The sequence below is a fragment of the Kitasatospora sp. NPDC036993 genome (assembly GCF_055607525.1).
In genome coordinates this window covers 1-25,119 of record NZ_JBVJRP010000007.1, presented here as the reverse complement: position 1 = coordinate 25,119, position 25,119 = coordinate 1, and the positions used below count along the sequence as shown (strand labels likewise).

Annotated in this window: 24 protein-coding genes, 2 rRNA genes and 1 pseudogene; 9 read left to right on the top strand and 18 right to left on the bottom strand. The window is 74.8% G+C overall.

Translation table 11 applies throughout. From position 1 onward, the window contains the following. Position 1: 1 nt before the first annotated feature. A complete protein-coding gene (locus tag ACZ7C5_RS16390) occupies positions 2-463 on the bottom strand; it encodes a universal stress protein (protein WP_401083817.1) in 462 nt (153 codons plus the stop codon). Positions 464-609: 146 nt separating this feature from the next. Between ACZ7C5_RS16390 and ACZ7C5_RS16385 the strand changes: the two genes are divergently transcribed. Next, positions 610-999 carry a hypothetical protein gene (locus ACZ7C5_RS16385; RefSeq protein WP_470322796.1) on the top strand — a complete coding sequence of 130 codons (390 nt, stop codon included), beginning with the start codon at positions 610-612 and terminating at the stop codon, positions 997-999. Positions 1,000-1,037: 38 nt separating this feature from the next. On the opposite strand, the gene ACZ7C5_RS16380 is transcribed toward ACZ7C5_RS16385, so the two are convergent. The 3 genes from ACZ7C5_RS16380 to ACZ7C5_RS16370 all read right to left on the bottom strand — a co-directional run bounded on the left by ACZ7C5_RS16380 (position 1,038) and on the right by ACZ7C5_RS16370 (position 3,900). Continuing rightward, on the bottom strand, positions 1,038-2,087 hold the full coding sequence (locus ACZ7C5_RS16380; RefSeq protein WP_470322795.1) for a zinc metalloprotease: 1,050 nt from the start codon (positions 2,085-2,087) through the stop codon (positions 1,038-1,040). Positions 2,088-2,180: 93 nt separating this feature from the next. After that, entirely contained in the window at positions 2,181-2,849 is a 669-nt protein-coding gene (locus ACZ7C5_RS16375; protein ID WP_470322794.1) for an AAA family ATPase, read from the bottom strand. Positions 2,850-2,973: 124 nt separating this feature from the next. Next, positions 2,974-3,900 (bottom strand): LLM class F420-dependent oxidoreductase, encoded by a 927-nt coding sequence (locus ACZ7C5_RS16370; RefSeq protein ID WP_470322793.1) that lies wholly within the window; start codon positions 3,898-3,900, stop codon positions 2,974-2,976. A 222-nt stretch (positions 3,901-4,122) separates the two neighbouring features. On the opposite strand from ACZ7C5_RS16370, the gene ACZ7C5_RS16365 reads away from it, so the two are divergent. Beyond that, positions 4,123-4,476, top strand: coding sequence for a DUF6401 family natural product biosynthesis protein (locus ACZ7C5_RS16365; RefSeq protein WP_401083807.1), 354 nt, complete (start codon positions 4,123-4,125; stop codon positions 4,474-4,476). A 34-nt stretch (positions 4,477-4,510) separates the two neighbouring features. Here the strand turns inward: ACZ7C5_RS16365 and ACZ7C5_RS16360 are convergent, their stop codons facing one another. Further along, positions 4,511-5,317 carry a mechanosensitive ion channel family protein gene (locus ACZ7C5_RS16360; protein ID WP_401083805.1) on the bottom strand — a complete coding sequence of 269 codons (807 nt, stop codon included), beginning with the start codon at positions 5,315-5,317 and terminating at the stop codon, positions 4,511-4,513. A 198-nt stretch (positions 5,318-5,515) separates the two neighbouring features. Between ACZ7C5_RS16360 and ACZ7C5_RS16355 the strand changes: the two genes are divergently transcribed. Next, positions 5,516-6,307 (top strand): alpha/beta hydrolase, encoded by a 792-nt coding sequence (locus ACZ7C5_RS16355; RefSeq protein WP_401083803.1) that lies wholly within the window; start codon positions 5,516-5,518, stop codon positions 6,305-6,307. On the opposite strand, the gene ACZ7C5_RS16350 is transcribed toward ACZ7C5_RS16355, so the two are convergent. Beyond that, positions 6,249-6,740, bottom strand: coding sequence for an FtsX-like permease family protein (locus tag ACZ7C5_RS16350; RefSeq protein WP_470322792.1), 492 nt, complete (start codon positions 6,738-6,740; stop codon positions 6,249-6,251). The two genes, ACZ7C5_RS16355 and ACZ7C5_RS16350, sit on opposite strands and share 59 nt — an antisense overlap. 17 nt (positions 6,741-6,757) lie before the next feature. Beyond that, positions 6,758-7,042: a hypothetical protein gene (locus ACZ7C5_RS16345; RefSeq protein WP_470322791.1), complete on the bottom strand. Its 285-nt coding sequence runs from the start codon at positions 7,040-7,042 to the stop codon at positions 6,758-6,760. 341 nt (positions 7,043-7,383) lie between these two features. Between ACZ7C5_RS16345 and ACZ7C5_RS16340 the strand changes: the two genes are divergently transcribed. After that, positions 7,384-8,109: a hypothetical protein gene (locus ACZ7C5_RS16340; protein WP_470322790.1), complete on the top strand. Its 726-nt coding sequence runs from the start codon at positions 7,384-7,386 to the stop codon at positions 8,107-8,109. On the opposite strand, the gene uppS is transcribed toward ACZ7C5_RS16340, so the two are convergent. The 3 genes and pseudogenes from uppS to ACZ7C5_RS16325 form a co-directional block, all read right to left on the bottom strand. Next, positions 8,063-9,940: a polyprenyl diphosphate synthase gene (gene uppS / locus ACZ7C5_RS16335; protein ID WP_470322789.1), complete on the bottom strand. Its 1,878-nt coding sequence runs from the start codon at positions 9,938-9,940 to the stop codon at positions 8,063-8,065. The genes ACZ7C5_RS16340 and uppS overlap by 47 nt on opposite strands. A gap of 100 nt (positions 9,941-10,040) precedes the next feature. Then, positions 10,041-10,211: pseudogene (locus tag ACZ7C5_RS16330) on the bottom strand (cysteine hydrolase); the annotation flags it as partial. Between the two features lie 96 nt (positions 10,212-10,307). Beyond that, entirely contained in the window at positions 10,308-11,333 is a 1,026-nt protein-coding gene (locus ACZ7C5_RS16325; protein WP_470322788.1) for a hypothetical protein, read from the bottom strand. A gap of 235 nt (positions 11,334-11,568) precedes the next feature. On the opposite strand from ACZ7C5_RS16325, the gene ACZ7C5_RS16320 reads away from it, so the two are divergent. Then, positions 11,569-12,777, top strand: a complete 1,209-nt coding sequence (locus ACZ7C5_RS16320) for a sensor histidine kinase (RefSeq protein WP_470322787.1) — start codon at positions 11,569-11,571, stop codon at positions 12,775-12,777. Further along, complete coding sequence (locus ACZ7C5_RS16315) at positions 12,765-13,421, top strand: response regulator transcription factor (RefSeq protein ID WP_401083792.1); 657 nt, start codon at positions 12,765-12,767, stop codon at positions 13,419-13,421. Before ACZ7C5_RS16320 ends, ACZ7C5_RS16315 begins: the two co-directional genes overlap by 13 nt. Here ACZ7C5_RS16315 and ACZ7C5_RS16310 read toward each other — a convergent pair. The 6 genes from ACZ7C5_RS16310 to ACZ7C5_RS16285 form a co-directional block, all read right to left on the bottom strand. After that, positions 13,394-15,646: a DEAD/DEAH box helicase gene (locus ACZ7C5_RS16310; protein WP_470322786.1), complete on the bottom strand. Its 2,253-nt coding sequence runs from the start codon at positions 15,644-15,646 to the stop codon at positions 13,394-13,396. The two genes, ACZ7C5_RS16315 and ACZ7C5_RS16310, sit on opposite strands and share 28 nt — an antisense overlap. Positions 15,647-16,144: 498 nt before the next feature. After that, positions 16,145-16,987 (bottom strand): siderophore-interacting protein, encoded by an 843-nt coding sequence (locus ACZ7C5_RS16305; RefSeq protein WP_401083788.1) that lies wholly within the window; start codon positions 16,985-16,987, stop codon positions 16,145-16,147. Positions 16,988-17,153: 166 nt separating this feature from the next. Then, a complete protein-coding gene (locus tag ACZ7C5_RS16300; protein ID WP_470322785.1) occupies positions 17,154-18,152 on the bottom strand; it encodes a hypothetical protein in 999 nt (332 codons plus the stop codon). Next, the gene (locus ACZ7C5_RS16295; RefSeq protein ID WP_401084499.1) at positions 18,149-19,057 is read right to left on the bottom strand and encodes an ATP-binding cassette domain-containing protein; all 909 of its coding nucleotides are present in this window, start codon (positions 19,055-19,057) and stop codon (positions 18,149-18,151) included. The genes ACZ7C5_RS16300 and ACZ7C5_RS16295 overlap by 4 nt, the downstream gene beginning before the upstream one ends. Positions 19,058-19,180: 123 nt before the next feature. Next, complete coding sequence (locus ACZ7C5_RS16290; protein ID WP_401083785.1) at positions 19,181-19,606, bottom strand: GntR family transcriptional regulator; 426 nt, start codon at positions 19,604-19,606, stop codon at positions 19,181-19,183. 91 nt (positions 19,607-19,697) lie between these two features. After that, positions 19,698-21,143, bottom strand: coding sequence for a DUF2079 domain-containing protein (locus tag ACZ7C5_RS16285; protein WP_470322784.1), 1,446 nt, complete (start codon positions 21,141-21,143; stop codon positions 19,698-19,700). A 199-nt stretch (positions 21,144-21,342) separates the two neighbouring features. On the opposite strand from ACZ7C5_RS16285, the gene ACZ7C5_RS16280 reads away from it, so the two are divergent. From ACZ7C5_RS16280 to pcp, 3 genes are all read left to right on the top strand, one after another. Further along, a complete protein-coding gene (locus tag ACZ7C5_RS16280) occupies positions 21,343-22,590 on the top strand; it encodes an MFS transporter (protein ID WP_470322783.1) in 1,248 nt (415 codons plus the stop codon). Positions 22,591-22,770: 180 nt separating this feature from the next. Then, positions 22,771-23,949, top strand: coding sequence for an alpha-hydroxy-acid oxidizing protein (locus ACZ7C5_RS16275; RefSeq protein WP_401083779.1), 1,179 nt, complete (start codon positions 22,771-22,773; stop codon positions 23,947-23,949). A 122-nt stretch (positions 23,950-24,071) separates the two neighbouring features. Then, positions 24,072-24,755 (top strand): pyroglutamyl-peptidase I, encoded by a 684-nt coding sequence (gene pcp, locus ACZ7C5_RS16270; protein WP_470322941.1) that lies wholly within the window; start codon positions 24,072-24,074, stop codon positions 24,753-24,755. A 68-nt stretch (positions 24,756-24,823) separates the two neighbouring features. Here pcp and rrf read toward each other — a convergent pair. After that, a 5S ribosomal RNA gene (gene rrf, locus ACZ7C5_RS16265) occupies positions 24,824-24,940 on the bottom strand. An 86-nt stretch (positions 24,941-25,026) separates the two neighbouring features. Beyond that, positions 25,027-25,119: ribosomal RNA gene (locus ACZ7C5_RS16260) — 23S ribosomal RNA — on the bottom strand; the annotation flags it as partial.

Genomic DNA, 25,119 nt, shown 5'->3' with positions numbered 1-25,119 from the left:
ACTACTCCGAGTGTTCCGGGGCGGACTGGCCCTCGCGCACCACGACCACCGGGCAGGGCGCGTGCTCGGTGAGGTGGCGGCTGACCGAGCCGAGCAGCACGCCGGAGAAGCCGCCGAGGCCCCGGCTGCCGACGACGAGCAGGGCCGCGCCCTTGGCGGCCTCCAGCAGCACCTGGGCGGCGTTGCCGGGCATCACGCTCTCGGTGATCCGCACGCCCGCGTCGTCACCGGCCACCTTGGCGATGGTCTCGGTGAGGGTCTGGCCGGCGAGCTCCTCGGGGTTGAAGGTCTCGACGGTCGGCACGCCCTGCCCGGCCCAGCCGTAGAAGGCCGGGTACTCCCAGGCGGCGATCGCGTGGACGGCTCCGCCGACGGCCTTCGCGTAGTCGATCGCCCAGCGCAGCGCCTGCTCCGAGGCGGGCGAGCCGTCCACGCCGACGACGATCCGGGGATTGGCGCTCATGCCTTGCTCCTTCGGTTGCTCCTGATCGGTCCCGACCCTCCGAACATAGATCAAATCGGACAAACAATCGGTATCTGCCACGCCGGAGGCGCCTCCGGCATTCAATTCCAGCGCGGCGGGCCGCTTGGAGCTGGGATGATGCCCGGATGCCGAGCAAGCCCCGCCGCCGTTCCGGCGGCTTCGCCGAGGTCCTGGCCGCACTGCCGCCGAAGGACGGGGAGAGCGAGCAGCGGGAGCTTCACGATCCGCTCGCCTCCGGCGGCTTCCTGGACGCCGGGGGCCGCTACTGGCGACCGGCCCGCGGCCCGGTGGACCGGCGGCTGGCCCGGCGGCTGGCGGTCGCCGCCGACGAGATGGCGCTGGGCCTGGCGGGCCGGCTGGACGAGGTCTCCCCCGGCCGCTTCGTGCCCGCGCTGCTCACCGCCGAGGAGCGCGCGGAGGCCTGGCTGCGGGCCTGCTCCGCCGAGGCGTACTGGGCGTACGAGTTCCGCGCCTCCGGCGGCCAGTCGCTGCTCTACCTCGTCATCCACTGCTGAGCCCGCCGGGAGGTGCTTCCTCCGGGTTTCCCGCCCGGTCAACTCCGGTATGCGGCCCAGGCGTTGGCCATCCGCTTGACCTGTCCCGGGGTGAAGCGGGTCATGCAGGAGTCGTAGCTGTAGTCCATGAAGTCGTGGATCGGGTCGAGCCCGGGGCTGGGGCAGGTGTCGCGGCCCTCGGGGCAGCCGGAGGCGGCGGAGCGCTCGGGCGGGGTGTCGTCCACGTAGTCGCCCGGGGCCCGGCAGCCGCCCTGGAAGGTGTGGAAGAGGCCGAGCCAGTGGCCGGTCTCGTGGGTCGCGGTGTCGCCCTCGTCGTAGTGGGTGGCGGTGCCGCCCGGCAGGGAGGCGTCGAGCACGACCACGCCGTCGTCGGTCGGGTTCGTCCGGTACGCGTTCGGGAAGGTCGACCAGCCGAGCAGGGACTCGCCGAGGTGGGCGGTGTACAGGTTGAGGGTGCCCTGGTCGCCCTTGCGCAGGGCTGTCTTCATCGCCTGCTCGGCGGACGATTCCGGCGTCATGCCGTTGTACCAGGAGGCGTTGTCGGTCCAGTCGGTGCCGGCCAGTTCGAAGTGGAACGGGCTCGGGGCGTTGCCCTCGCCCTGGCCGCCGTAACTCTCGTTGAGGTGGTCGATCTGGCCGGCGACGGCGGCCTGGTCCAGCCGCCCGGCGTCGCCGTCGTGGATCACGTGGACGAAGACCGGGACGGTGGTCGGGGCGGTGGCCCTGACCCGGCCGCCGCCGAGTTCGGCGAGCCGCCCGTCGAGGTCGGCCTGCATCGCCCCGGCCTCCTCGGCGCTGACCTCGTTCGGGTCCCGCCCCGGCCTGCCGCCGGCCGGCCGGCGGGCCGCGGCACCGCCGGCACCGGCCGTATCGGCAGCGGCCACATCGGCACCGCCCACAGCGACGCCGTCCACAGCGGCGCCGTCCGCGCACACGGCGGCCGGAGCGAGGGCGGCTGCCGGAACCGGGGCGGCCCCGCGGTGCACGGCCGGTGCGGCGAACTGGCTCAGACCGGCCGCGGCGACCAGCGCGGCGGCACAGGGGAACAGGCGGGGGGCACGCGAGCGCCCCCGGGCAGTACGGCGCATCTGCGCTCCTGACAGGGGAGTTGACGGAGTCTCGGCCGCGCCCCGGGCCTGCCCCGGCCGGACCCGCCGGTGCCCGGCACGGACCCGCCGAGACTACGACGCCGTGAAGTCGATCTCCCGCAGGGCGCGCGCGGCCGCCCGGTCGAGTACCACGGCCGACGCACAGCCGGCCGGCAGCCGGCCGGCTTCGAGGATCCGGCCGCGCAGCCGGTCGACCGCGGCCAGGTGCCGGGCGAAGGCGTAGCGCGAGACTCCGCGCCGGCGCCGCCGTTGACCGTCCAGGGCCTCCGCCGGGTCGGCGTCGAGCAGCAGCAGGTGCACCCGGCGGCCCTGCCGGACGGCCGCGCGCACCAGCCACGCCCGCACCCAGGGCTGGGTGCCGCAGTCGTGCACCGCGAGCGGCCCGCCGTCCAGCACGGCGCGGCGCAGCCGCCGGTAGTGGGCGAGCCGGGCGAGCGGGCGGTAGAGCGCGTACGGGACGAAGCCGGGCAGCCGGTCGGCGTACTCCTCGCGGACCAGCTGGGAGTCGATCAGCGGGGCGCGGACGCAGCGGCGCATCAGGGTGCTCTTGCCGCTGCCGGGCAGGCCGGTGACCACCAGCAGGTCCCCGGCCGGATAGCGCAGGGCCGCCGGTCCCGGCCCGCGCAGCTCGTGCAGGGCGGGCGGCTCGTGCGGCACGGCCAGCACGACCCGCTCCCCCTCGGTGCGCGGCGACGGCACCCTCGGCACCACCGTCGCCCGCGCCGTTCTCGTCCCGCTCACCCGGTCTCCCCCCGCCGTTCCCCGCTCAAGGAGCATGGCGCATTCCCAAGAGCGAGTAAAGGGCGACCGGTGGAGCGGGCACGGACGGCCCGGGCCGGAGCAGGGCCCGGGCCGGCGCCGGGTCTCAGCCCAGCTGCGGGGCGACCCGGGAGGCGATCAGCTCCAGGTGGTCGAGGTCGTCCAGGTCGAGGATCTGGAGGTAGATCCGCTCGCTGCCGACGGCCGCGTACCGGCCGATCCTCTCGGCCACCTCGTCCGGGGTGCCGGCCAGGCCGTTCTCCTTCAGCTCCGCCACGTCGCGGCCGATCGCGGCGGCCCGGCGGGCCACCTCGGCGTCGTCGCGGCCGACGCAGGCCACCAGGGCGTTGGAGTAGGTGAGGTCGTCGGCCGAGCGGCCGGTCCGCTCGACCGCGGCACAGACCCGGCCGAACTGGGCGGCGGTGTCCTCCGCCGAGGCGAACGGCAGGTTGAACTCGTCCGCGAAGCGGGCGGCCAGGGCCGGGGTGCGCCGGGGGCCGAGCCCGCCGACCAGCACCGGGATGCGCTCCTGGGCGGGCTTGGGCAGCGCGGGCGAGTCGGTCAGCGTGTAGTACTGCCCGGCGAAGTCGAAGGTGTCGCCGAGCCGGGTGTTCCACAGCCCGGTGATGATCTCCAGCTGCTCCTCCAGCCGCCCGAACCTCTCCTTGGGGAAGGGGATGCCGTAGGCGGTGTGCTCGGCCTCGTACCAGCCGGCGCCGAGGCCGAACTCGACCCGGCCGCCGCTCATCGCGTCCACCTGGGCGACCTGGATCGCGGTGACGCCTGGCAGCCGGAAGGTGGCGGCGGTCATCAGGGTGCCCAGGCGGATGGTGCTGGTCTCACGGGCGAGGCCGGCCAGGGTGATCCAGGCGTCGGTGGGCCCGGGCAGGCCGTCGACGTCGCCCATCCTCTGGTAGTGGTCGGAACGGAAGAAGGCGCTGAAGGCACCGAGCTCCTCGGCGGTGCGGGCGACCTTGAGGAGGGTGTCGTAGCTCGCACCCTGCTGGGGTTCGGTGAAGACGCGGAGATCCATGCCGCCCATTCTGGTACCGGCCGTCCGGTGGCGGTACGGGCCGTCCCGGTGGTCGTACGCCCGGTGGTCGGCGGTCGTCGCCCCGGTGGTCGGCGCGGCGGACCCGGCGGGTCACGGAGCGTTCCCGCTCCGGCCCCGGTGCGCCGCCGGGGTGGCCAAGGTCTCAGCACGGAACCGTCACGGGCGTCCGTTCCCGTCGCGGGGCTCGCCTACCGTGGACGGATGTTCGCGACCTCCGACGATTCCTTCCGGCGTTCCCCCGACGAGCCGGCCGGCTGCCCGCTGCCCGGCATCGTGACGGCCTTCACGCCCCGGCTGGCCGAGTTCGCCTTCGAGCCGGGTTTCGTCGCGGCGGTCGACCAGCACACGGCGATGCTGCGGGAGCTGCTGTACGCGCAGGGGCCGGAGCTCGCGCCCCGGCCCGTGGACCGTGAGGAGTTGTCGGACTACGCGCTGGGCTTCCTGGACGCGCTCGCCGAGATCGGCTGGCGGGAGCCGGTCGGCTACGACTACGCCGTGATGCGGCTCACCGCGATCTGCTGGCTGGTGCGCGAGCAGGGCCTGCTGGAGGTCTGAACCCCCGGCAGGCCCTGCCGCCCCGGTTGCCGGACTACCGGTTCTGCTCGCCCTCGATGCCCGGAGCGGGCGGGGTGCCGGGACCGGTCTGGGTGGTCGGCCGGACCGGCTGGTTGGACAGCGCGTCGGAACGGCCGGCCTGGTAGGAGCTGCCCCGCAGCCGGGCGGTCTCCCGCTCGGCGCCGTCCAGCCACCGCTCCCAGCGCTGGCGCATCGGGGTGATCAGGCCGCCGCCCACACCGACCACCAGCACGCCGACGACGGCGGCGAGCACGGCGATCAGCACCGGTCCGGTGATCGTGGTGGCGATCCCGGCCTGGCCCAGCGCGGCGATCACGCCGAGGCCGACGATGAACGCCCAGACCAGGGTGGCGACCGTCCGGCCGTACGAGGCGCCGGACAGCGAGTTGCCGACGATGTCGCGCACGCCGTTGGCGATGGCCATCGCGACCACCACGATCACGATCGCGACGATGCCGCGCGGCAGCCAGGCGACGATGCTGTGGATCATCGTGCTGATCGGGTTCGAGCCGAAGACGCCGAACGCCAGCTGCAGGGCCATCAGCAGGACGATGTAGTAGACGACCTTGCAGATGATGCCGGTCATGTCGTACTTGGAACCTTGCAGGCGGGCGGCCATCCCGGACCGCTCCGCGACCCGTTCCGAGCCGACCCGGCGCAGCACCCGGTCGAGGATCTTGGCGATCGCCTTCGCCACGAACCAGCCGATGACCAGGATCGCCAGGAAGGCGATGAACTGCGGAATGACCTTGGCGATCTTGGACCAGGCCTCGGTGAAGCCCGACCCGAAGTCGACGGACAGTGCGAGCTGCTGAGCCATGGAGTCCTCCACTCGGTGACACGGCGCCACGAGCGGGCGCTTCCGGCCCCCCACCCTTCGTGGATAGCAGGCGCCCGCTCCGGCCGCGCGCGCCCGCCGTCCGGGCTGGTCCCCTCGGGTGAATCCCGGCCCCGTCCGCACGCGTACAGTGGCGGTGCGGGGCTGGCCACGGGGTGGGACGGACGGGACGGTGCGGCAGTGAGCGGCACGACGGCGGGCGGTACGGCAGTGGGCGGTACGGCGGCGCGCGCGGTGGACCACCGGGCGCTGCACTGGCGGGTCCGGCCGGAAGCGGCCCGGGCCGCCGTCCTGGTGCTGCACGGCGGCGAGGAGCACAACCTCGCCAGGCCCGGGCGCCTCAACCTCCCGCTGCTGCGGATGCACGGCTTCCTGCGCGGGCTGACCAGGGCGACCGCGGGCGCCGGGGTCGCCGTCGCGACCGTCCGCTACCGCCACCGCGGCTGGAACGGCGACCGGGCCGACGCCGCGCGGGACGCGACCGCCGCGCTCGACGAACTGACCGCGCTGCTGGGGCCCGTGCCGACCGTCCTGATCGGCCACTCGATGGGCGGGCGCGCGGCGCTCCTGGCCGGCGGGCACCGGTCCGTCACCGGGCTGGTCGCCCTCGCGCCGTGGTGCCCGGCCGAGGACCCGTGCGAACAGCTCGCCGGCCGTGACGTGCTGATGCTCCACGGCGACCGCGACACCGTCACCCCGCCCGCCGAAACCCACGCCTTCGCCGCCCGCAGCCGCGCCGCGGGCGCCCGGGTCTGCGGCTACACCGTCACCGGCAGCGGCCACGCCATGCTCCAGCGCATCCCCGACTGGCACCGCGCCACCACCCGTCTCACCACCGCCCTCCTCGGCCTCCGCCCCCTCCCCGCCGAGACCGCCTCCGCCCTCGCCCTCCCACCGGCCTCCCCCGACGCCCTCACCCTCGCCCTCCCGCCCCAGCCCCGCCACGCCCCGGCCCTCCCGGCGAACCCCTGACGAAGCGGCCCCCGCGCCCGGCGGACTCGGCGAGGCGTTCACGGCCTGATCGGGCCCGAGGGCCGCGCCGCCTCAGATCCGTCGCAGCGAGCGCCATGTCACCGCCGCACCGGTCGAGCCGGCCATCAGCAGACAGGCGCAGGCCACGGCCGCCAGGGTGCCCGGATCCAGGTGGAGGGTGACGGGGGGCTCCGGTGCTCTGGGAGAGGCCGGAGGCCAGGCCGGCCAGGGGCGGAAGGGCGGCCAGCAGGCCGAGGGCCGTGCCGATGACTGTCACCAGGGCGGCTTCGGCCGCGGCGAACAGGACCAGCTGTCCGGCGGTGCCTCCGGCCGAGCGCAGGACGGCGAGGTCGCGGCGGCGGCCGTGGACGGACAGGGCGGTGCCGTTGGCGGTGGCGATCGCGCTGTAGCCGACCGCGACGGCGATCAGCATCCCGGCGAGGCTGTCGGTCAGCCGGGCGTCGGTGTCGTAGTCGTCCAGGGCCTAGCGGACCGCGTCGTGGACGGCCGTACCGGGGACCACCGGGACGGGCGCGCCGTCCGCCGGGACGAATCCACGACGGCGGCGGCGACGAAGCCGTGCTCGGTGCCGTCGGGGTCGGTGTGGGTGTCGAGGGCGAGCCCGGGCGGCACCAGCGGGGTGAGCAGGCGGGGTGGCAGGGCGTAGGTGAGGACGAGCGAGTGCGCGAAGTGGGTGCGCATCGCGAAGGGGTGGCGTCGCAGCAGGTGTCGCACGGTCGACTCCGGTGTCTGGTGCGGGAATTCGGAGCGTGACGGGGAAGCACGGAATCGCCCTCCGCCGCAGGCCGCGGTAGGGGTGTTGGCGCGCGTCCTCATCATGGCGCACATCTTTGAACACGTTCAACTCAAGAGTGGGATGGATGCACAGGGGAGCGTGAACACCCGCTCGACAGCGGTCCGGGGGGCGCCGCGGCGCGGCCGTACCACCCTGGGCCGCACCCCGCTCCCCCCGCCCGGGTGGTTTCGCCGCCCGGGACACCGTCGGAGACGGTCGGTGGACGGATGATCCGTCCCGGGGCCGTGCGCGGGCGGCCAGGGAAGGACGGTTCGGGACCATGAGCACCACACGACGCATGCTGCTGGGCGCGGCGCTGATCGCCCCGCTGCTGGGTCGGTTCACCGGGACGGCGGCCGGCGCCGTGGACGGCGGCACCGGGGGTATCGGGAGCACCGGCGGCACCGGGAGTACCGGGAGTACCGGGAGTACCGGGAGTACCGGGAGGCTGGGCACCCTCTCCGACGGCTGGGTGGAGCTGCGCTGGACCCCGGAGGCCCAGACCCAGCTGGACCGCTTCCAGGCGATGGTGGAGGCCGTCGCCCCGGCACGGCTGGTCCTGGGCGAGCACGGCATGTCCGTCCGGCTGCCGATCCAAGCGGCCCAGGGCGACCCGTCACTCGCGGACCCGCCGAAGGCGTACGGCGACGGTGCGCTCGACGGTGGCGTCTCCGTCCGCACCTCCCAGGGCGTCTACCGGGTGGTGGACCTGGTCGGCGCGATCAAGGACGGCCTGGGCTCCGGCCGCTGCGAGGTCAGCGGCGCGGAGATGGGGCACCGCTCGGCGTTCCGCTGCGGCCTGACGGAGGGGAAGCTGACGGCCGCACCGGTGCCCGCGGGGCAGCCGATGAAGGTCCGGCTCAGCGAGGCGCCGCTGCGCCCGACCCAGGAGGCGGTGGACGCGTACACCACGAGCTTCGGCGCGCACCCGGTCACCGTGGACACCGTGCTGGCGTACGTCACGGCCGAGGGGACGTACACCCCTCCCCCGGCCGCGCAGGAGTAACCGCGGTGGCGGCAGCAGTGGTGGCCGCGGTGCTCCCGGAGGCCGGGCGGTCGCCGCGGGACGCCCGAGGCTGGGCGGGCACGCCGCCGCCGAAGCGGCGCTCGCGGTCCGCGTAGGCCCGGACGGCGCCGCGCAGCCTGGCCAGGTCGTAGTCGGGCCACGGCGTCGGGTCGAACAGCAGCTCGGCGTAGGCGAGCTGCCAGGGCAGGAAGTTGCTGATCCGCTGCTCCCCCGAGGTGCGGATCAGCAGGTCGACGTCCGGGAGATCGGGGACGTACAGGTGCCGGGCGAGGTCGGCCGGGCCGATCTGCTCCGGACGGATCCCGCCCGACACCGCCTCGGCGGCCAGTCCCCGGGCGGCGGCGGCCAGTTCCTCCCGGCCGCCGTAGTCCACGCACACCGTCAGGGTCAGCGTGCCGTTGTTGGACGTCAGGCTCTCCACCAGCGCGATCGAGGAGGCCAGCGACTCGTCCACCCGGTCCCGCCGCCCGCACCAGCGGATCCGGACGCCGAGCGCGTGCAGGCTCTCGGCGCTGCGGGTGAGGCCGTCGGCCAGGGAGTCGAAGAGCGCGGTCAGCTCCTCGGGCGGGCGGCCCCAGTTCTCGCTGGAGAACGCGTAGAGGCTCAGGTGCCGAACGCCCAGCCGAAGCGCCGCGTTGACCAGGCGCAGCGCGGCCCGCTGCCCGGCCTGGTGGCCCTGCCGGGCGGGCAGCTGCCGGGCTTCGGCCCAGCGGCGGTTGCCGTCCATGATCACGGCGACGTGGGCGGGCGCGTCCTCCGCGGGTACGTCCTCCGCGGGTACGTCCTCCGCGGGCGCGGACCGGGTGCGGCGGAGGGGTGTGGTTCCGTCGGTGCGCAACGGCGTGAGGCCCTCGGTCAGGACGCGCGAGCCCACCAGGGTGACCTCGTCGTACTGGAGTTGGGCGCCGAGCAGCACGGCGTGCAGGAACGGGCGGCACTCGGGGGCGGCGAGCCAGGTGGCGGGCAGGGCCCGCTCCAGCAGCCGGTGGAGGTGGCCCCGCTGGCTCGCGACCAGCTCGTCCAGGGCGTCCCGGCGGGCGGCGCCGGGGTCGGCGCGGGGGTCCGCACCAGTGTCGGCGCGAGGGCCGGCCGGGTGGTCCGCCCGGTGAGCGTCCCGGCCGAGGTCGGCGACGGTCAGCCCGAGGCGGCGCAGGTCCTCGCCCGGCAGGTAGCAGCGGCCGGCCGCGAGGTCGAGCGGGAGGTCCTCCAGGATGTCCGCCAGCTGGCAGGCCTCCCCCAGTGCGGACAGCGCGTCCGCCGCCTCCCGGCCCCGCGCGCCCAGCAGCGGGGCCCACAGCTCGGTGATCGTCCCCGCGACGCCCCGCAGGTGGCGGCGCTGGTCCTCGTGGGTCCCGAAGGCGGGCGGGCGGGCACCGTCGGCCCGGGTGGCGTCCAGGAACTCCTCGACGAGCGCCGGGTCCAGCCCCCAGCGCCGCACCGTGTCCACGAACGCCCGGCGCAGCGGGTGCCCGCTGCGGCCGGCCGCCAGCTCGGCCAGGGTGTCGGCCCGCCAGCGGGCGAACCGGCGCTCCCGCTCGGCGGGGCCTTCTGTACGCCCTTCCGTACGCCCTTCGGTGGCGTCGGCGTCGGCATCGGCATCGGCGATCCGGTCGGAGCGGGAGGCGAAGCCGTTGAGGGCGTGGACGTACGGCCGCACCTCGGGGGGCAGCGCGTCGCTGATCGCCCGCAGTGAGGCCAGGTGGTCGGCCACCTCCTGCTCACAGAGCCGGTACGACTCCGCCAGCTCCGGCCCCCACTCCAGCCCCGGTTCCGGCTCCGGCGAACCGCCCGCCGCCCCGCTCCCCGCCATGCCCCTGCCCGCCCTCCGCCGACGCCGTGCGAACACCCGGTCAACGAGGCGGAGGCGCAACGGTGGCGATCCGGCCGGAGGCACCGGAGGCCGCGCGCACTCAGCCGAGGTCGGCCGGGGACTCCACCACCACGCCGTACAGGTCGCCGATCGTCGCCAGTGCCGCCCGGTGGACCTCGGCAGCCGACAGCCGGGTGCCCGCCGACTCCAGCGGCCGGGTGGCGCAGGCGGCGGCACCCCCGGCCGGCCGGTTGCCGCGCAGGAAGGCCCCGGCCGTCCCCGGCGCACCCGTTCCGCACGGAACGACCGTTCCCGGGAACGGTCGTTCCGCCCTGCCCCACAGCCGTTCCGCCCTGCTCCGCCGTCGCTACGCCCGCTCCTGCTGCGCCGCTCGCCAAGCCTCCCAGGCCACCAGCGGCGCGAGGTACGACCAGCGCCGCGAGCCGTCCGGGCAGGTGCCGCCCTCGACCAGTTCGGAGACCGTACGGCGGGTGAACGGCACCCAGACGGCCATGTCGTGCTCGAAGGTGCTGTGGCAGGCCTCGCGGCGGCGGTCGATCCCGGCCGCGTCGAGCCGGGAGCGGACGGTGGCCACCAGCGTGTAGCAGGAGGCGGGCTCGCTCCAGCCCAGCCAGGTGATCACGGTCGGCCCGACGTCGGCCGGCAGCAGGCCCAGCTCCTCCTCCAGCGCCCGCAGGACCAGCCCGTAGAAGTCCTCGGCGGCGCCCGGCTCGTCGCGGTACTTCATCGTCTCGTTGATCCCGACCGTCCACTGCGCCGGGAAGGTGTTGACCGCCAGCGAGCGGCGGAGCAGCAGCAGCCTGCCCAGCCGGTCCCGCACCGCGACGCAGGCGCTGACCATCGTGGGCGGCGCGACGGCCACGAAGCTCGTCAGGCCCTCGTCCAGCGCGCCGCGCAGCAGCCGGGCCACCTCGGGGTCCTCCCGGCCCAGCCGGGTGCTGGCCATGCACTCCGCGTAGTCGCTCTCGGCGATGTCCACCTCACAGACCCGCGCGCCGCCGTGCTCGCCGTGATCGACCGTCAGCCGCGTGACGTACGCCGTCCGGCCCGCCGCCCCGGCCGCCCGCTGGCGCGCCACCTCGTCCGCCCACCCGACCGCGTCCAGCACGTGCGGGCGCACCACCCGCCCCTGGTACGTCGTCACCAGCGTGCCCGGCGTCAGCGGCCGGGTCGCCGACCAGGTGATCAGCGGAGCCAGCCCGTCCGCCCGCACGTCGTGCGCCCGGGCCGCCGCCGTCAGGCTCGCCCGGCGGACCCTCGGCGCCGGCACCCGGGAACCGAGGCGCGAGCCGCCGAACTTGGCGAAGTCGTACACCAGGTTGGTCAGCACGCCGAGCAGCAGGGCCCCACCGATCCCCAGCAGCCACTCCATCCAGGACCCCCCGTGTCCGCGATCGACCCGCCCCATTGTGGAGGTGCGCCGCTGCCGAGGGAAAGGGCCACGGGCCACGGCCGGGGCCGGTGTTAGGGTGATCGGCAGTCAGCCGGCCGGTTCGCAAGCGCGGGGGAACTGAACGATCGTGCGGGCGAACAGGATTGCCGCGTCCACGGACCGGCCGACCGTCCGCTCCACGGCCCGGTCGGCCCTGCGCTCCGCCGCCCGGTGGGTGGCACGCCGCTCCCCCGCCGCCGCCTGGTACCTCCTGCTCTGCCTCGGCACCGGTCTGGCCGCGTCGGCCGGGCTCTGTCTGCTGCTCGTCGTCCTCGCCCTCTGCCTGGTCGGCGTTGGCCTGCCGCTCCTCCCGCCGGTGCTGCGACTGCTGCGCCGCTGCGCCGAGTTCCACCGGCGGCGGGTCGGCCGGCGGCTGGGCGGCGACCGGCCGCGCACGCCGTACGGCGACCGGGTCTCCGTGCGCGATCCGGCCGTCCGCAAGGACCTGGTGTGGCTGCTCGCCCACGGCACCGGCGGGGCGGTGCTGTGCGCAGCGGCCCTCACGCTGTGCAGCCATGCCGTCAACTGGCTGACGGCACCGGTGTGGTGGCAGCTCCTGCCGGACCAGCGCGGGAGGATCATCCTGCTGACCGTCGAATCCTGGCCGATGGCCGTCGCGGCGGCGGCCGGCGGGGTCGGCTACGCCGTCCTCGCCCTGGCGCTGCTGCCGCCGATCGCCGACCTGCACGCCCGGGCCTCCCGCCGGCTGCTCGTCGCCCGGCCCCGCACGTCGCTCGCCCGGCGCGTCCGGGAGCTGACCACCAGCCGGTCCGCGGCCCTGGACTCCCACGCCGCCGAACTGCGCCGGATCGAACGGGACCTGCACGACGGCGCCCAGGCCAACCTGGTGGCCGTCTCGCTCCGGCTCGGCATGATCCGCCGCGCTCTTGACCAACGCCCCGAGCAGGCCGCGGAGTTGGTGGACTCCACCCAGCTCGTCGCCGAACAGGCCCTGGCCTCGCTGCGTACCCTGGTGCGCGGCATCCACCCGCCGCTGCTCGCCGACCGCGGGCTCGCCGAGGCCGTACGGTCGCTCGCCGCGCACTGCGCCGTCCCCACCCGGGTCGAACTCGACACGCCGCCCCGGGGCGAACTCGACGCGCCCGCCGCCGCCGAGGCCGCGGCCTACTTCGTGGTCTCCGAGGCGCTCGCCAACGTCGCCCGGCACAGCGGCGCCCGCGCCGCCCTGGTCCGGCTGCGGATCACCGCCGACTCCATCGCCGTCCGGGTCGAGGACGACGGCCGGGGCGGCGCCGCCGACGGAGCGGGCACCGGGCTGCCCGGCCTGCGCCGCAGGGTCGCCGCCTTCGACGGCACCACCCGCCTGTCCAGCCCTCCCGGGGGCCCGACCGTCCTGGAAACGGAGATACCGTGCGGATCCTGATCGCCGAGGACAACGCCCTGCTCCGCGAGGGCCTGGTCCTGCTGCTGCACAGCGAGGGCCACGAGGTCTGCGCGACCGTCGAGCACGGCGACGAACTGCTGCCCGCCCTGCTCGACCACCGCCCGGACGTCTCCGTGGTCGACGTCCGGCTGCCGCCGGGCTTCCGCGACGAGGGCCTGCGCGCCGCCGTCGAAGCCCGCCGCCGGCTGCCCGACCTGCCCGTCCTGATCCTCTCCCAGTACGTCGAACGCGCCTACGCCGCCGAACTGCTGGCCCAGAGCGCCACCGGCGTCGGCTACCTGCTCAAGGACCGGGTCGGCCGCGCCGAGGAGTTCCTCCAGGCCCTGCGGCGCGTCGCCGAGGGCGGCACCGCCATGGACCCGGAGGTGATCTCCCAGCTGATGGCCCACCGCACCGGCCCCGACCCGCTGGCCGCCCTCACCCCGCGCGAGCACGAGGTGCTCGCCCTGATGGCCGAGGGCCACAACAACCCGACCATCGCGCGGCTCCTCTTCCTCGCCGAGAGCTCGGTGAACAAGCACATCGGCGGCATCTTCGGCAAACTCGGCATGCCCACCCCCGACACCGGCCACCGCCGGGTGCGCGCCGTCCTCACCTACCTGCGCGCGCTCGCGGACGGGTGACCGTCCGCGGACGAGGCGCCGTCCTGCGCCGGCCCGCCGTCCTGCGCCGTCTCATCCGCCCGAGCCGCCAGCCGCAGCTGTTCCTCCTCGACGATCAGCTCCACCAGCGACCGCTCCGACACGTCCACCGCCTCCGGCGTCGACTCCGCCACCTCGCTGCGCCGCGCGTAGTCGTCGAACAGCCTGCCCTTCGCCCGCAGCAGGTCCAGCATCCGCTGGTCGACGCTGTCCGCCGCCAGCAGCCGGTGCACCCGCACCCGGCGGACCTGCCCCATCCGGCGGGAGCGCGCCACCGCCTGCTCCTCCAGGGTCGGCTTGACCTGCGGCTCGCACAGGATCACCACCGAGGCCGCCTGGATGTTCAGTCCCACGCCGCCGGCCTGGATCTGGCAGAGCAGCACCGCGTGCCCGGACACCGCACTGAACGCGTCCACCACCTCCTGCCGCCGCGCCGCCCCCAGGGAGCCGTCGACCGGCCCGAACGGCCGCCGCTCCAGGGCCTCCCGGACCGCGGCCAGGACATCGCGGAAGAACGAGAAGACCACCACCTTCAGCCCGCTCTCCGCAGCCTCGCCGACGATCTCCAGCAGCCGCCGCAGCTTCGCCGAATCCGCCGGGTCCGCGTACCCGGCCCGCCGCATCGCCGGGAAGTTGCCCGCCGCGACGGCCGACCGGTAGGCCGCGAGGTCGGCGGGCGCGAACTCCTCCCACTCGTCCACGTGGACGACCTCGGGCAGTTCGGTGAGCACGTCCTGCTGGTTGCGGCGCAGGTACGCCGGGGCCACCGCCTTGCGGAACGCCACCGGCCCGGCGGCCGCCGAGTCCGGCCGGACCTCCGGCACCAGCTCGGGCTGGAGGTACTGCACCAGGCTGCGGAACTCCTCCACCCGGTTCTCCATCGGCGTCCCGGTCAGGAACAGCACCCGCTCCACCCGCTCCACCCAGGCGGCCACCGCCCGGGAGCGCTGCGCGGCCCGGTTCTTGACGAAGTGCGCCTCGTCCACCACGACCATCCCGACCGTGACCGCCTCCGCCACCTCGGCCGGCTCCAGGCGGCGCAGCCCGTCGAAGGTCACCACCGCGACACCGCCCTCGCGGAGCCACTCGGCGAGCGCCGCCTCCCGCTCCTGGCCGTGCACCCGGTACGCCCGCAGGGTGCTGCGCGACTCCACCTCCCGGGTCCAGTTGATCAGGACACTGGCCGGGCAGACCACCAGGAAGTGGGTGCTCTCCCGCGCCCGCAGGTGCGCCAGCACGGCGATCGCCTGGATCGTCTTGCCGAGGCCCATCTCGTCCCCGATGATCACCCGCTTCCGGGCGAGCACGAACCGCGCGCCGAACGCCTGGTAGCCGCGCAGCGACACCCGGCAGTGGGTGTCGTCCAGCGGCTCGGCCCTCACCCGGTCCGACAGCTCCTCCGGCAGGAACCCCTCGGCTGCGGCGAGTTCGGCCCCGGCCTCCTCGACGATCCCGCCGAGCACACCGTAGTAGTCCGCCGAACGCAGCTCGAAGTCCGTCCACGCCTCGACCGCCTCGACCGGCGGGCGCAGCAGGTCGACCGATGCCTGGGCGAGCAGCACCGGGACGTCCTGCGCCCCGAAGCCGGCCAGCACCTTCTCCAGTCGCTCCACCGCCGCCTGCGCCCGCGCCCGCCGCTCCCGCCCGGCGAACAGCCCGCGCAGCACCCCCCTGGCCGGCTGCGCGGCCACCACCAGCGGCTCCAGCTCGGCCTGGACCCGCTCCGCGGTCTCCCTGGCCCGCCGTGCGTCCGGCCCCGCGGCCACCAGCCGCTGGAGCGCGACGACCAGCGCGGTGCCCAACGGGTCCTGCCGGTCCACGTCCAGCCGCACCGCCACCGTCTGCTCGACCGCCCTGGCGATCTGCCCGGCCGCGGCCAGCGCCTGCGCCGCCGTCTGCGCCCCGACCCCGGGGATCAGCTGGAGCGTGTAGCGGGAGGCCTCCGCCACCTGCCGCACCGTCCCCAGCCCGGCCGCCTCCAGCGCCCCGACCCGCAGCCGGCCCTCGGTCACGTCCCTGAGCCGGGCCGTCGGGATCGCCCCCAGCTCGTCCGCCACCAACCGGTCCCGCAGCCCGAGGTACGCCGCCCGCACCTGCTCCACGGCTCCCCGGTGGTCCGCCACCACCGCCCCGGCCGCCGCCCGCAGCCCGTCCGCCTCGGCGAGGACCGCCCCGGGCCGCCGCCCACCCCGCCGCCGCTCCCCCACCGCCTGGCCCCCGTCCCGCTCCGTGTCCTCGGACGCCCATGATCCCACCCACCGGAAGGGGCCGTCCGGCCGGTCCGTACGGGGACGAGGGCCGGACGGGGCTCGGGATCGGACGGGGCTCGGGATCGGACGCCCGGCGGTGGGCTCCCGCCGGGCGGGGAGGGGCAGTCGGCGCACGGCCAGGGCCGTCGTCGTCCACGGTGGGGCCGAGCAGTACCTCGGCGGGGATCCGCCGGACCGGGACACCGTCCCCGAACTCCCGGGCGGCGTACGGCCGGCCGGCGGCCCGGTGCCCGAACCGGCGGACGCGCCCGCCGCGTTCCACGGCGGCCCGTCCCACCCCCGGGACACCCGCCCGGGGTCCGACCCCGCCGGCCGGGCCTGGGTCGACCGCGACCGCGGGCGGCGCCGGCCCGAAGGCCGGACGCCACCCGCGATCGTGGCAGGCGGCGCCACCGGAGATCCGTGGCGGAGCGGGCGGCTGCTCGGCGGCGCGGATCAGCCGGGCTGCTCCTGCTCGGCCTCCACCTGGGCGTTCCACTCCCGCTTGGCCGCCCGCCAGCCCTCGTCGCTCTGACCGAAACGCCAGTAGCCCGAGATCGACAGCCGCTCGCGCGGGATGCCGTGCTCCAGGCGCAGCAGGCGCCGCAGCTCCTTCACGAAGCCCGCCTCGCCGTGGACGAACGCGGATGCCGTACCGGCCGGGAACTCCAGCGCGCCCACCGCCTCGACCAGCGCCTCGCCCACCGGGCGTGCGCCCCGGTGCAACCAGCTGACCTGGACCCCGGCGGGCGAGAGGATCTTCTGCTCCTCGGCGGCGTCCGCGACCTCGACGAAGGCGTGCACCACCGCGTCGGCCGGCATCCGCTCCAGCGCCGCGGCGATCGCGGGCAGCGCGCTCTCGTCGCCCGCCAGCAGGTGCCAGTCGGCGCTCGGGTCGGGGGCGTAGCCGCCGCCGGGGCCCAGGAAACGCACCGTCTCGCCGGGCTGCGCACGGGCCGCCCACGGACCGGCCAGGCCCTCGTCGCCGTGCACCACGAAGTCGACGGTCAGCTCGCGCAGCGCCGGATCCCAGTCCCGCACGGTGTACGTCCGGGTGGTCGGCCACTGCTCGGGCGGGAACTCCTCGCGTATCCGCGCCATGTCGAAGGGCTGCGGGTAGCTCACGCCCTCGGGGGTGAAGAGCACCTTGATGTAGTGGTCGGTGAACTCGGTGGCGTCGAAGTCGTCCAGCCCCGCACCGCCGAGGACCAGGCGCACCATGTGCGGCGTGATCCGCTCGGTGCGCAGCACCTGTGTTTCGCGGGCCCGTGGTGTCCGGCGGGTCGGTCGGTCTGCCATGACGCCTCCTGGGCATGGTCGCACTTCGTGGTTAGGCTTGCCTAAGTTAGCACCTCGAAGTGGCGCGCGGTCCACCCGGCAGCCGGTCGCCATGCCGTCCCCGATCGGGCAGGCGACCGGCGTGACCTCTCGTCACCCGTGCGGTTCCGGGGCCGGAGGGCGGACCCTACGACCGGATCCAGCGGAAGACGGCGACCAGCAGCGCCGCCGTGAGCGTCAGCAGGATGCCCGCTTCGACCAGTTGGATGGGGACGAAGTGGTCGACCGGGTGGTAGCGGAGCCATGCGGTGGCGTCGTCGGCGCAGGTGACGGCGGTCTGGCAGGCGTCGATGCCGGCGCGGCTGCCGTCGGGGAGGACGACACCGCGGTCCAGGAGCCAGGCGTTGGCGGGCTTGGGGGTGCTCAGGGTGGCGACCTGTTCCACGGCGGAGTGGAAGAAGGGCCGGGCCCAGAGGACGAGGCCGTGGGCGGCGGCGACGAGGGCGCCGGTGAGGAACATCGCGGGCAGGGTGCGGCGGACCAGTCTGCCGACGAGGACACCGAGCACCAGGGCGAAGAGGGACCAGGCGACCGGGGCGAGCCCGAGAGCCGGGTAGGTGAAGAACTGGAACGGCGGGTCGAAGCCGACCGGGCCGTTCAGTATGTCCGTCCACCACACCCAGCTCATCAGTGCGGCGAGCACGCCGCTGACGGTCAGCACGGCCAGCCCGGGCACGGCGAGCCGGACGGCCAGCCAGCGGGCCGGGCTGACGGACTGTGCGCGGATCAGGCGGATGGTGCCGCGTTCGTACTCCTGGGCCAGCAGCGGCGCGCCGACGAACACGCCGACCAGCAGCGGGAGCGCGGTGACGGCGGGCTGGAGGACCTCCAGGTACCAGAAGCCCGGGCGGTTGATCGGCGCGAAGAGGGTCCAGCACCGGGCCTCGTCCATGCTGAGGGTGTTCCAGGCACCGCTGTAGCAGCCGGTCCGGCGCAGGACGCCCACGATGTGCCGGCAGGCGATGTGGATCCAGGCGAGTTCGGCCACCGCCAGGGCCAGCAGCACACCCATGGTCCTGAGCAGGAAGCGGTTCTGACGCAGCGCCAGCCAGAACAGGCCGCGCAGGCCGGGGGCGGCGACGGCGGTCGGAGCGGTGGCGCGGTCGGGCAGGACGTCGGTGCTCATGCGGACACCCCGTTCGGGCGGTACGAGTCGTCGGCGGAGGAGGCGGAGGCGGCGACGGAGGCGGCGACGGAGGCAGACGAGGAGGCGGCAGGAGCCGCCGCGGGTGCCCGGAGGTAGCCGAGCAGCAGGTCCTCCAGGCTCGGCCGCTCGCTCTCCCACCGGCCGTCCACCGGTTCGCCGGTGCGGACCAGCGCGATGGAGCGACGGCCGCTGACCCTCTGTTCGACCACCGACCCGGCCGGGAGGCCGGGCTCCTGGGCGGCCGGCCCGGTGAGCAGCTGGTGGCCGTCGAGGATCTCCTCCAGGTCGCCGGCCAGCCGGACGCCTCCGCGCTGGACGAGGACGAGGTGGTCGATGACGCCCTCCAGCTCGGGCAGGATGTGCGAGGACAGCAGGATGCTGGTGCCGCGTTCGGCGGCGGCCGACATCAGGGTGCCCATCAGCTGGTGCCGGGCGAGCGGGTCGAGGTCGGCCATCGGTTCGTCGAGGAGCAGCAGGTCGGGGAGCTTGCCGAGGGCGAGCGCGAGGCCGACCCGGGTGCGCTGGCCTCCGGAGAGCGAGCCGACTCGCGCCTTGGGCTTCAACTCACCCTGGTCGACGATCCGTTGGGCCAGTTCCCGGTCCCACACCGGATTGAGCTCGCGGCCCATCCGCAGCGTCTCGGCGACGGTGAGGCCCGGGTACAGCGGTTTGTCCTGCGGCACGTAGGCGACCCGGGCGCGCAGCTCGGGCGTACCGGGCACGGCGCCGAGCACCCGCAACCCGCCCTCGGTGGGCGCGAGCTGGCCGGCGGCGAGGGCGAGCAGGGTGCTCTTGCCCGCGCCGTTGGGGCCCACCACGCCGCAGATCCGTCCGGCCGGGACGGTGACGTCGCAGCCGCGCAGGGCCCAGCCGCTCCGGTACATCCTGCCGAGGCCGGTGGCCTCCAGCGCTGCTGCCCCCAGGGCCGGCGCCGACGCGGGCGCCGTGGTCGTCGGGTCTTGCACCCGGTCCCCCCACTGTTCTCGGTTCGGTGTTGCCGGGGAGTCTCAGGCCCCGGTGTCGGAGTCCTTCGCCTCGGCGCCGGGAACCCCGGTGTCGAAGCGCTGCTCCAGGACGGAGGCCATCAGCGCGGCGATGTCCTCGCGCTCCAGTCCGGCCGCCCGGGCCCGGTCCACCCACTCGACCAGTTCCGCGCGCAGCGGCCCGTCCGCCGCGGCCTCGGGCCGGGCGAGCGAGCGCCGGACGAAGGTGCCGAGCCCCGGGCGGGGCTCGACCAGCCCTTCACGTTCGAGTTCGCGATAGGCCTTCAGCACGGTGTTGGGGTTGATCGCGGTCTGCTCGACCACCTCACGGGCGGTCGGCAGCTTGTCTCCGGGCTGGAGCAGTCCGAGCCGCAGGGCCTGCTTGGTCTGCTGCACGATCTGCTGGTAGGTGGAGACGCCGCTGCGCCGCTCGATGCGGTATTCGATCACCCGTGCTTCAGCCTTTCACTAGTTCAATAGTGGAATAGTGGCCCACCGCGGTGCGCGGGTCAAGCCGGCCCCGGGGCCTCATCCGGAGCGGTCAGGGGCTCCGCAGCAGGAGCAGCCCGTCCTGCCCGACCAACTGCCGGTAGCCGCGCTCCCGGTAGACGTCCAGCATCCGGGCGGTGTCGGCGGTGGCGCACGGGGACCGCACGCTCGGGTCGCGCAGGTCGACGGCCACCCACTGCGGCCCCGGCCCCACCGGTTCCCGGCACACCAGGGTGACCTCCGCCCGGCGGGTGAGCTGGGCCGCGAGCCGGTTGGAGGCGGCCACGGTGGCGTCGTCGGGTATCCGGTCGAGCAGCGCCCTGGTCGCGGTGAGCCGCGGCGAGGTGCGCCAGGCTTCGGGCATCACCACCTCGTGCAGCGGATAGAGCGGCAGCGTCACGGCGGTCACCAGAGCGGTGACGGCCAGCGCGCGCCTGGCACGCCGGGCGTCGACGCGGCGGAGTGCGTCGACCAGGGCCGCCAGCACGATCGGCATCAGCACCGCGCTGTAGTGGTAACTGACGCCCCAGTAGTGCGGGTTGGCGGAGAGCAGCCGCCAGGCCAGGGTGGGCACGCAGAGCAGGACGAGCGGCGAGCGCAGGCCGGCGAAGCCCGCGGTGGCGGCGAGCAGGAACAGCAGCAGCCACTTGACCGGCGGCCAGCCGAGCCGCAGCGGCAGGGCCCGGAGCGAGGGCTGCCCGCCGCCGTCCAGCTGCTGCCAGTAGTCGAAGCCCCCGGCGGAGTTGAAGGCCGGCAGCACCACGAGCACGGTGAGCGCGGTCGCGGCGAGGCCGACGCCGGCGAGCGCGAGCCCCGGCAGCGGGCTGCGGCGCCGCTCCCGCCCGGCCTGCCAGGCGATCAGGACGCCGACGGCGGCCACCGTGAGGCCCAGGTCCTCCTTGACCAGCAGCAGCGGCAGCGACCAGAGCGCGGCGGCGAGCGGCCGGCGGCGGCCGAGTGCGGTGGCGGCGAACGCGATCAGCGGGACGGCGAAGGCGATCTCGTGGAAGTCGTCGGCCGCCGCCCGGACGATCCCCCAGGAGGCCCCGGTGGCGCAGCCGATGATCAGCGCCACCCGCGGCCCGGCCACCTCGTGGGCCCAGCGGGTCAGCGGGACGACGGCCGGCGCCATCAGCAGCGCCTGGGCGACGAGGAGGGTGACCGGGCTCGGGAACACCCGGTAGGCGGGGGCGAGAGCGGCGATCAGCGGGTGGAAGTGGTCCCCGAGCAGGTGGTAGCCGGGCCCCTTGATCGGCACGATCGGCGCCTGCCCGTGGGCGTACGCCCGGACCGCCTGCTCGAAGATGCCCAGGTCGTAGGCCTTGCTGAGGCCGCGCCGATACCGGTTGACGGCGACGCAGGCGTAGAGCGCGGCGAACCCGGCGGCCAGGCCCCAGGCGAGCGCGACGGGGCGGCGGACCGGAGGCGGCGCGGACGGAGGAGCGGACGGCCCCGGCAGGGCTCGGGGCGGGCTGAGCGGGGAGGAGGTAGCGGGCATCGGCAAAGTACCCTTTCACTATTCGAATAGTGGAAGGGTGATGGAAGCCCGGACAGCCGTCAAACCCGCCCGGACCACGCCGGCCGGGCCTTCGGGCTGCCCTCACGGAAGCGTTGACGTCGGATTCACGCCAGCCCGACCCCCGTTCCGCTTGGTGGACTTCGGGAAGTACCCCGAACCCACCGACAGGACCTCCGGCATGCCCGACACCACCCACCGACCCGACCGACTCGCCCCGGCAGCCCCGCCCACACCGGCCGCCCCGGGCGCACCGGAGCCCCGGGCCCGCCGCGGCGGCACGCTCGCCGTCCTCGCCGTGACGACGGGCGTCTTCTCCATCGTCACCACCGAGATCCTGCCGATCGGCCTGCTCACCCCGATCGGCGCCACCTTCCGGATCTCCGACGGCACGGCCGGGCTGATGATGACCCTGCCGGGCATCGTCGCCGCGGTGGCCGCGCCCGTCGTCACCGTCGCGACCAGGCGGGTGGACCGCCGCACCATGCTCTGCGTGCTGCTGCTCGTCCTCACCTTGGCGGACCTGCTCAACGCGCTCGCCCCCGACTACTGGGCGGTGCTGACCGCCCGGGTCGTCCTCGGCCTGGTCATCGGCGCGTTCTGGTCGATCGGCTCCGGGCTCGCGCCGCGCCTCGTCCCCGAGCACCGGCAGTCGCGGGCCAACACCCTGGTCTTCTCCGCCGTCCCGCTCGGCTCGGTGCTCGGAGTGCCGGCGGGCGTGTTCCTCGGTTCGCTGGCCGGCTGGCGGGCGGCCTTCCTCGCGGTGGCCGCGCTGACCCTGCTCGCGCTGGCGGCCCTCCTGCGGTCGCTGCCGCCGCTGCCCCCGCTGAGCACCACCGATCTGGGCGTGCTGCGCGGGCTGCTCGCCGGCCGCGGCACCCGCACCGGCATCGCGGTGACCGTGCTGATCGTGGTGGCGCACTTCGGCAGTTACACCTACGTCACCCCGTTCCTGACGGACACCACCCACGCCGGTGCCGGGCTGGTCACCGCCCTGCTGCTCGGCTACGGCGCCGCCGGACTGCTCGGCAACGTCCTGGCCGGCGGCCGGGCGGCCGGTGCGCTGCGACCGGTGTTCGGCGCGGCGGCCGTGCTGCTCGCCGCCGCTGCCCTGCTGCTGCCGTTGCTGGGCACCGGCGGTCCCGGAGCCGCCGCCGTGCTGGCGCTCTGGGGTCTGGCATACGGCGCCGTCCCGGTCTGTTCGCTCAGCTGGTTCCTCGCTGCGGCCCCGCACGCCCCGGAAGCCGCCGGCGTGGTGTTCACCTCGGTGTTCCAGGCCGCCTTCTCGGCCGGCGCGCTGACCGGCGGTCTGGTGGTGGACCACTCCTCCCCCGGTACGGTCATGCCGCTCGGCGGAGCGGTCGCCCTGCTCGCCGCGGCGGCGGTGTGGCGGTACGGGCACCGGGTCCGTCCCGCGCCGACGCGGTGACACCGCCGAGGCCGTGAGGCACCCGCGTCCGCGTCCCGGGCCCCTGGCCGCCGGCTCCGTCCGTGGTGAGAATGCCGGGGTGCCGTCTGCCCTCCCGTCCGCCCGTGCGGCGGGGCCGGGCGGACTGTACCGCAGGCCGGGACGGTCCCGGTCGACAGCGGACGGAAGGACGGCGAGCGGATGGACCCGGCATTCCAGGGGCGGTTCGGCGACTACCAGATCGAGATCTACCTGAAGGGCCTCGGCGGCGTGCTGCCGACGATGCCGATGACCTTCGCCGAACTGGAGGCACGGGCGGGCGCGGCGCTGGCACCGTCGGTGCTCTCCTACGTCGCGGGCGGGGCGGGTGACGAATCCACCCAGCGGGCGAACATCGCCGCCTTCGACCGGTGGGGCCTGGTGCCGCGGATGATGGCCGGCGCGAGCACCAGGGACCTGTCGGTGGAGCTGTTCGGACAGCGGCTGCCAAGTCCGCTGTTCATGGCGCCGATCGGGGTCATCGGCCTCTGCGCGCAGGACGGCCACGGGGACCTCGCCACCGCCAGGGCCGCCGCCAGGACCGGTGTGCCGATGGTGGCCTCGACCCTGACGGTCGATCCGCTGGAGCAGGTGGCCGCCGAGTTCGGCGACACCCCCGGATTCTTCCAGCTCTACACGCCCACCGACCGGGCGCTCGCCGAGAGCCTGGTGCACCGGGCGGAGGCCGCCGGCTACCGCGGCATCGTCGTCACCCTGGACACCTGGGTGACCGGCTGGCGCCCCCGCGACCTGGCCACCGCCAACTTCCCCCAGCTGCGCGGCCACTGTCTGGCCAACTACACCTCCGACCCGGTCTTCCGCGCCCGTCTCGCCAAGGCGCCGGAGGAGGACCTCCAGGCGACCGTCCTGGAGTGGGTCGGCGTCTTCGGGAACCCGCTGACCTGGGACGACCTGCCCTGGCTGCGCTCGCTCACCGACCTGCCGATCCTCCTCAAGGGCATCTGCCATCCCGAGGACGTCCGCCGGGCCAGGGACGGCGGCGTCGACGGCGTCTACTGCTCCAACCACGGCGGCCGCCAGGCCAACGGCGGCCTGGCCGCCCTCGACCTGCTCCCCGACGTGGTCGAGGCCGCCGACAGCCTGCCCGTCCTGTTCGACTCCGGCATCCGCTCCGGCGCCGACGTCGTCAAGGCGCTCGCCCTCGGCGCCACCGCCGTCGGCGTGGGCCGCCCGTACGCCTACGGGCTGGCCCTGGAGGGCACCGACGGCATCGTGCACGTGCTGCGCTCGCTGCTGGCCGAGGCCGACCTCCTGATGGCCGTCGACGGCTACCCCACCCTCGCGTCCCTCCGTACAAACGGTGCACTGCGCCGGACATGACGCACAATCAGGCCACTGGGTTCACCGGAAACCCAGTGGGGCTTGCCGGGACATTCGGGACGGCTCTACGCTCGAACGGCATAAATCGGGTCCGTACGTTCCCGTACGCGAGGAGGTCCGCCATCATCCGCGTCCTGCTGACCGCCTTCGAACCGTTCGGCCGCGATCCCCTGAACTCGTCCCTGGAGGCGGGCCGGCTGGTCGCCGCCGGTCCACCGGCCGGAGTGGCCCTGAAGTTCGCCGAGCTGCCCTGGGTGTTCGGCGACTCGATCACCGAACTGCGCCGGGCGGTGGCCGGGTTCAAACCCGACCTGGTCATCGCCACGGGCCAGGGTGGCAACCGTCCGGACCTGACGGTGGAGCGGGTGGCGATCAACCTCGACGACGCCGTCCGGACACCCGACCGAAAGGGCAACCAGCCGATCGACCAACCGGTCGTGCCGAACGGGCCGGCCGCGTACTTCTCCTCCCTGCCGGTGAAGGCCTGCGTGGAGGCGGTCCAGCAGGCCGGAATCCCGGCCACCGTCTCGCACACCGCCGGCACCCAGCTCTGCAACCACGTCTTCTACGGGCTGGCACACCTGATCGCCACCGAACACCCGGAGCTGCGCGGCGGGTTCGCGCGCCTGCCGTACCTGCCGAGCCAGACGTCCGGCCGGGAGCAGAGCGCGTCGATGTCGGCGGAGACGGCGGCCGAGGGAGTGCGCATCCTGATCCGCAGCGCCGTGGCCACCCTCCAGTCCCAGGCCGGCGGCGCGACGGCCGCACCGCGACGGCGGCCGTGGCTGTCCCGCCGGGGCGGCTGATCCGACCATCTGACCGGAAATACGAAAAGCCCCTGATCCGTTGGGATCAGGGGCTTTTCGGAAGAATTGTTCGGCGGCGTCCTACTCTCCCACAGGGTCCCCCCTGCAGTACCATCGGCGCTGTAAGGCTTAGCTTCCGGGTTCGGAATGTAACCGGGCGTTTCCCTCACGCTATGACCACCGAAACACTATGAAACTGTCAACCGCACCAACCCATACAAACCCGGGTCGGGGTCGTTGTTTCAGAACAACACAGTGGACGCGAGCAACTGAGGACAAGCCCTCGGCCTATTAGTACCGGTCAACTCCACCCCTCACAGGGCTTCCATATCCGGCCTATCAACCCAGTCGTCTACTGGGAGCC

Coding starts and splice junctions, on each gene's coding strand:
- ACZ7C5_RS16390 (WP_401083817.1), bottom strand. CDS start 463: ATGAGCGCCAATCCCCGGATCGTCGTCGGCGTGGACGGCTCGCCCGCC.
- ACZ7C5_RS16385 (WP_470322796.1), top strand. CDS start 610: ATGCCGAGCAAGCCCCGCCGCCGTTCCGGCGGCTTCGCCGAGGTCCTG.
- ACZ7C5_RS16380 (WP_470322795.1), bottom strand. CDS start 2,087: ATGCGCCGTACTGCCCGGGGGCGCTCGCGTGCCCCCCGCCTGTTCCCC.
- ACZ7C5_RS16370 (WP_470322793.1), bottom strand. CDS start 3,900: ATGGATCTCCGCGTCTTCACCGAACCCCAGCAGGGTGCGAGCTACGAC.
- ACZ7C5_RS16365 (WP_401083807.1), top strand. CDS start 4,123: ATGTTCGCGACCTCCGACGATTCCTTCCGGCGTTCCCCCGACGAGCCG.
- ACZ7C5_RS16360 (WP_401083805.1), bottom strand. CDS start 5,317: ATGGCTCAGCAGCTCGCACTGTCCGTCGACTTCGGGTCGGGCTTCACC.
- ACZ7C5_RS16350 (WP_470322792.1), bottom strand. CDS start 6,740: ATGCTGATCGCCGTCGCGGTCGGCTACAGCGCGATCGCCACCGCCAAC.
- ACZ7C5_RS16340 (WP_470322790.1), top strand. CDS start 7,384: ATGAGCACCACACGACGCATGCTGCTGGGCGCGGCGCTGATCGCCCCG.
- uppS (WP_470322789.1), bottom strand. CDS start 9,940: ATGGCGGGGAGCGGGGCGGCGGGCGGTTCGCCGGAGCCGGAACCGGGG.
- ACZ7C5_RS16325 (WP_470322788.1), bottom strand. CDS start 11,333: ATGGAGTGGCTGCTGGGGATCGGTGGGGCCCTGCTGCTCGGCGTGCTG.
- ACZ7C5_RS16305 (WP_401083788.1), bottom strand. CDS start 16,987: ATGGCAGACCGACCGACCCGCCGGACACCACGGGCCCGCGAAACACAG.
- ACZ7C5_RS16300 (WP_470322785.1), bottom strand. CDS start 18,152: ATGAGCACCGACGTCCTGCCCGACCGCGCCACCGCTCCGACCGCCGTC.
- ACZ7C5_RS16295 (WP_401084499.1), bottom strand. CDS start 19,057: ATGTACCGGAGCGGCTGGGCCCTGCGCGGCTGCGACGTCACCGTCCCG.
- ACZ7C5_RS16285 (WP_470322784.1), bottom strand. CDS start 21,143: ATGCCCGCTACCTCCTCCCCGCTCAGCCCGCCCCGAGCCCTGCCGGGG.
- ACZ7C5_RS16280 (WP_470322783.1), top strand. CDS start 21,343: ATGCCCGACACCACCCACCGACCCGACCGACTCGCCCCGGCAGCCCCG.
- ACZ7C5_RS16275 (WP_401083779.1), top strand. CDS start 22,771: ATGGACCCGGCATTCCAGGGGCGGTTCGGCGACTACCAGATCGAGATC.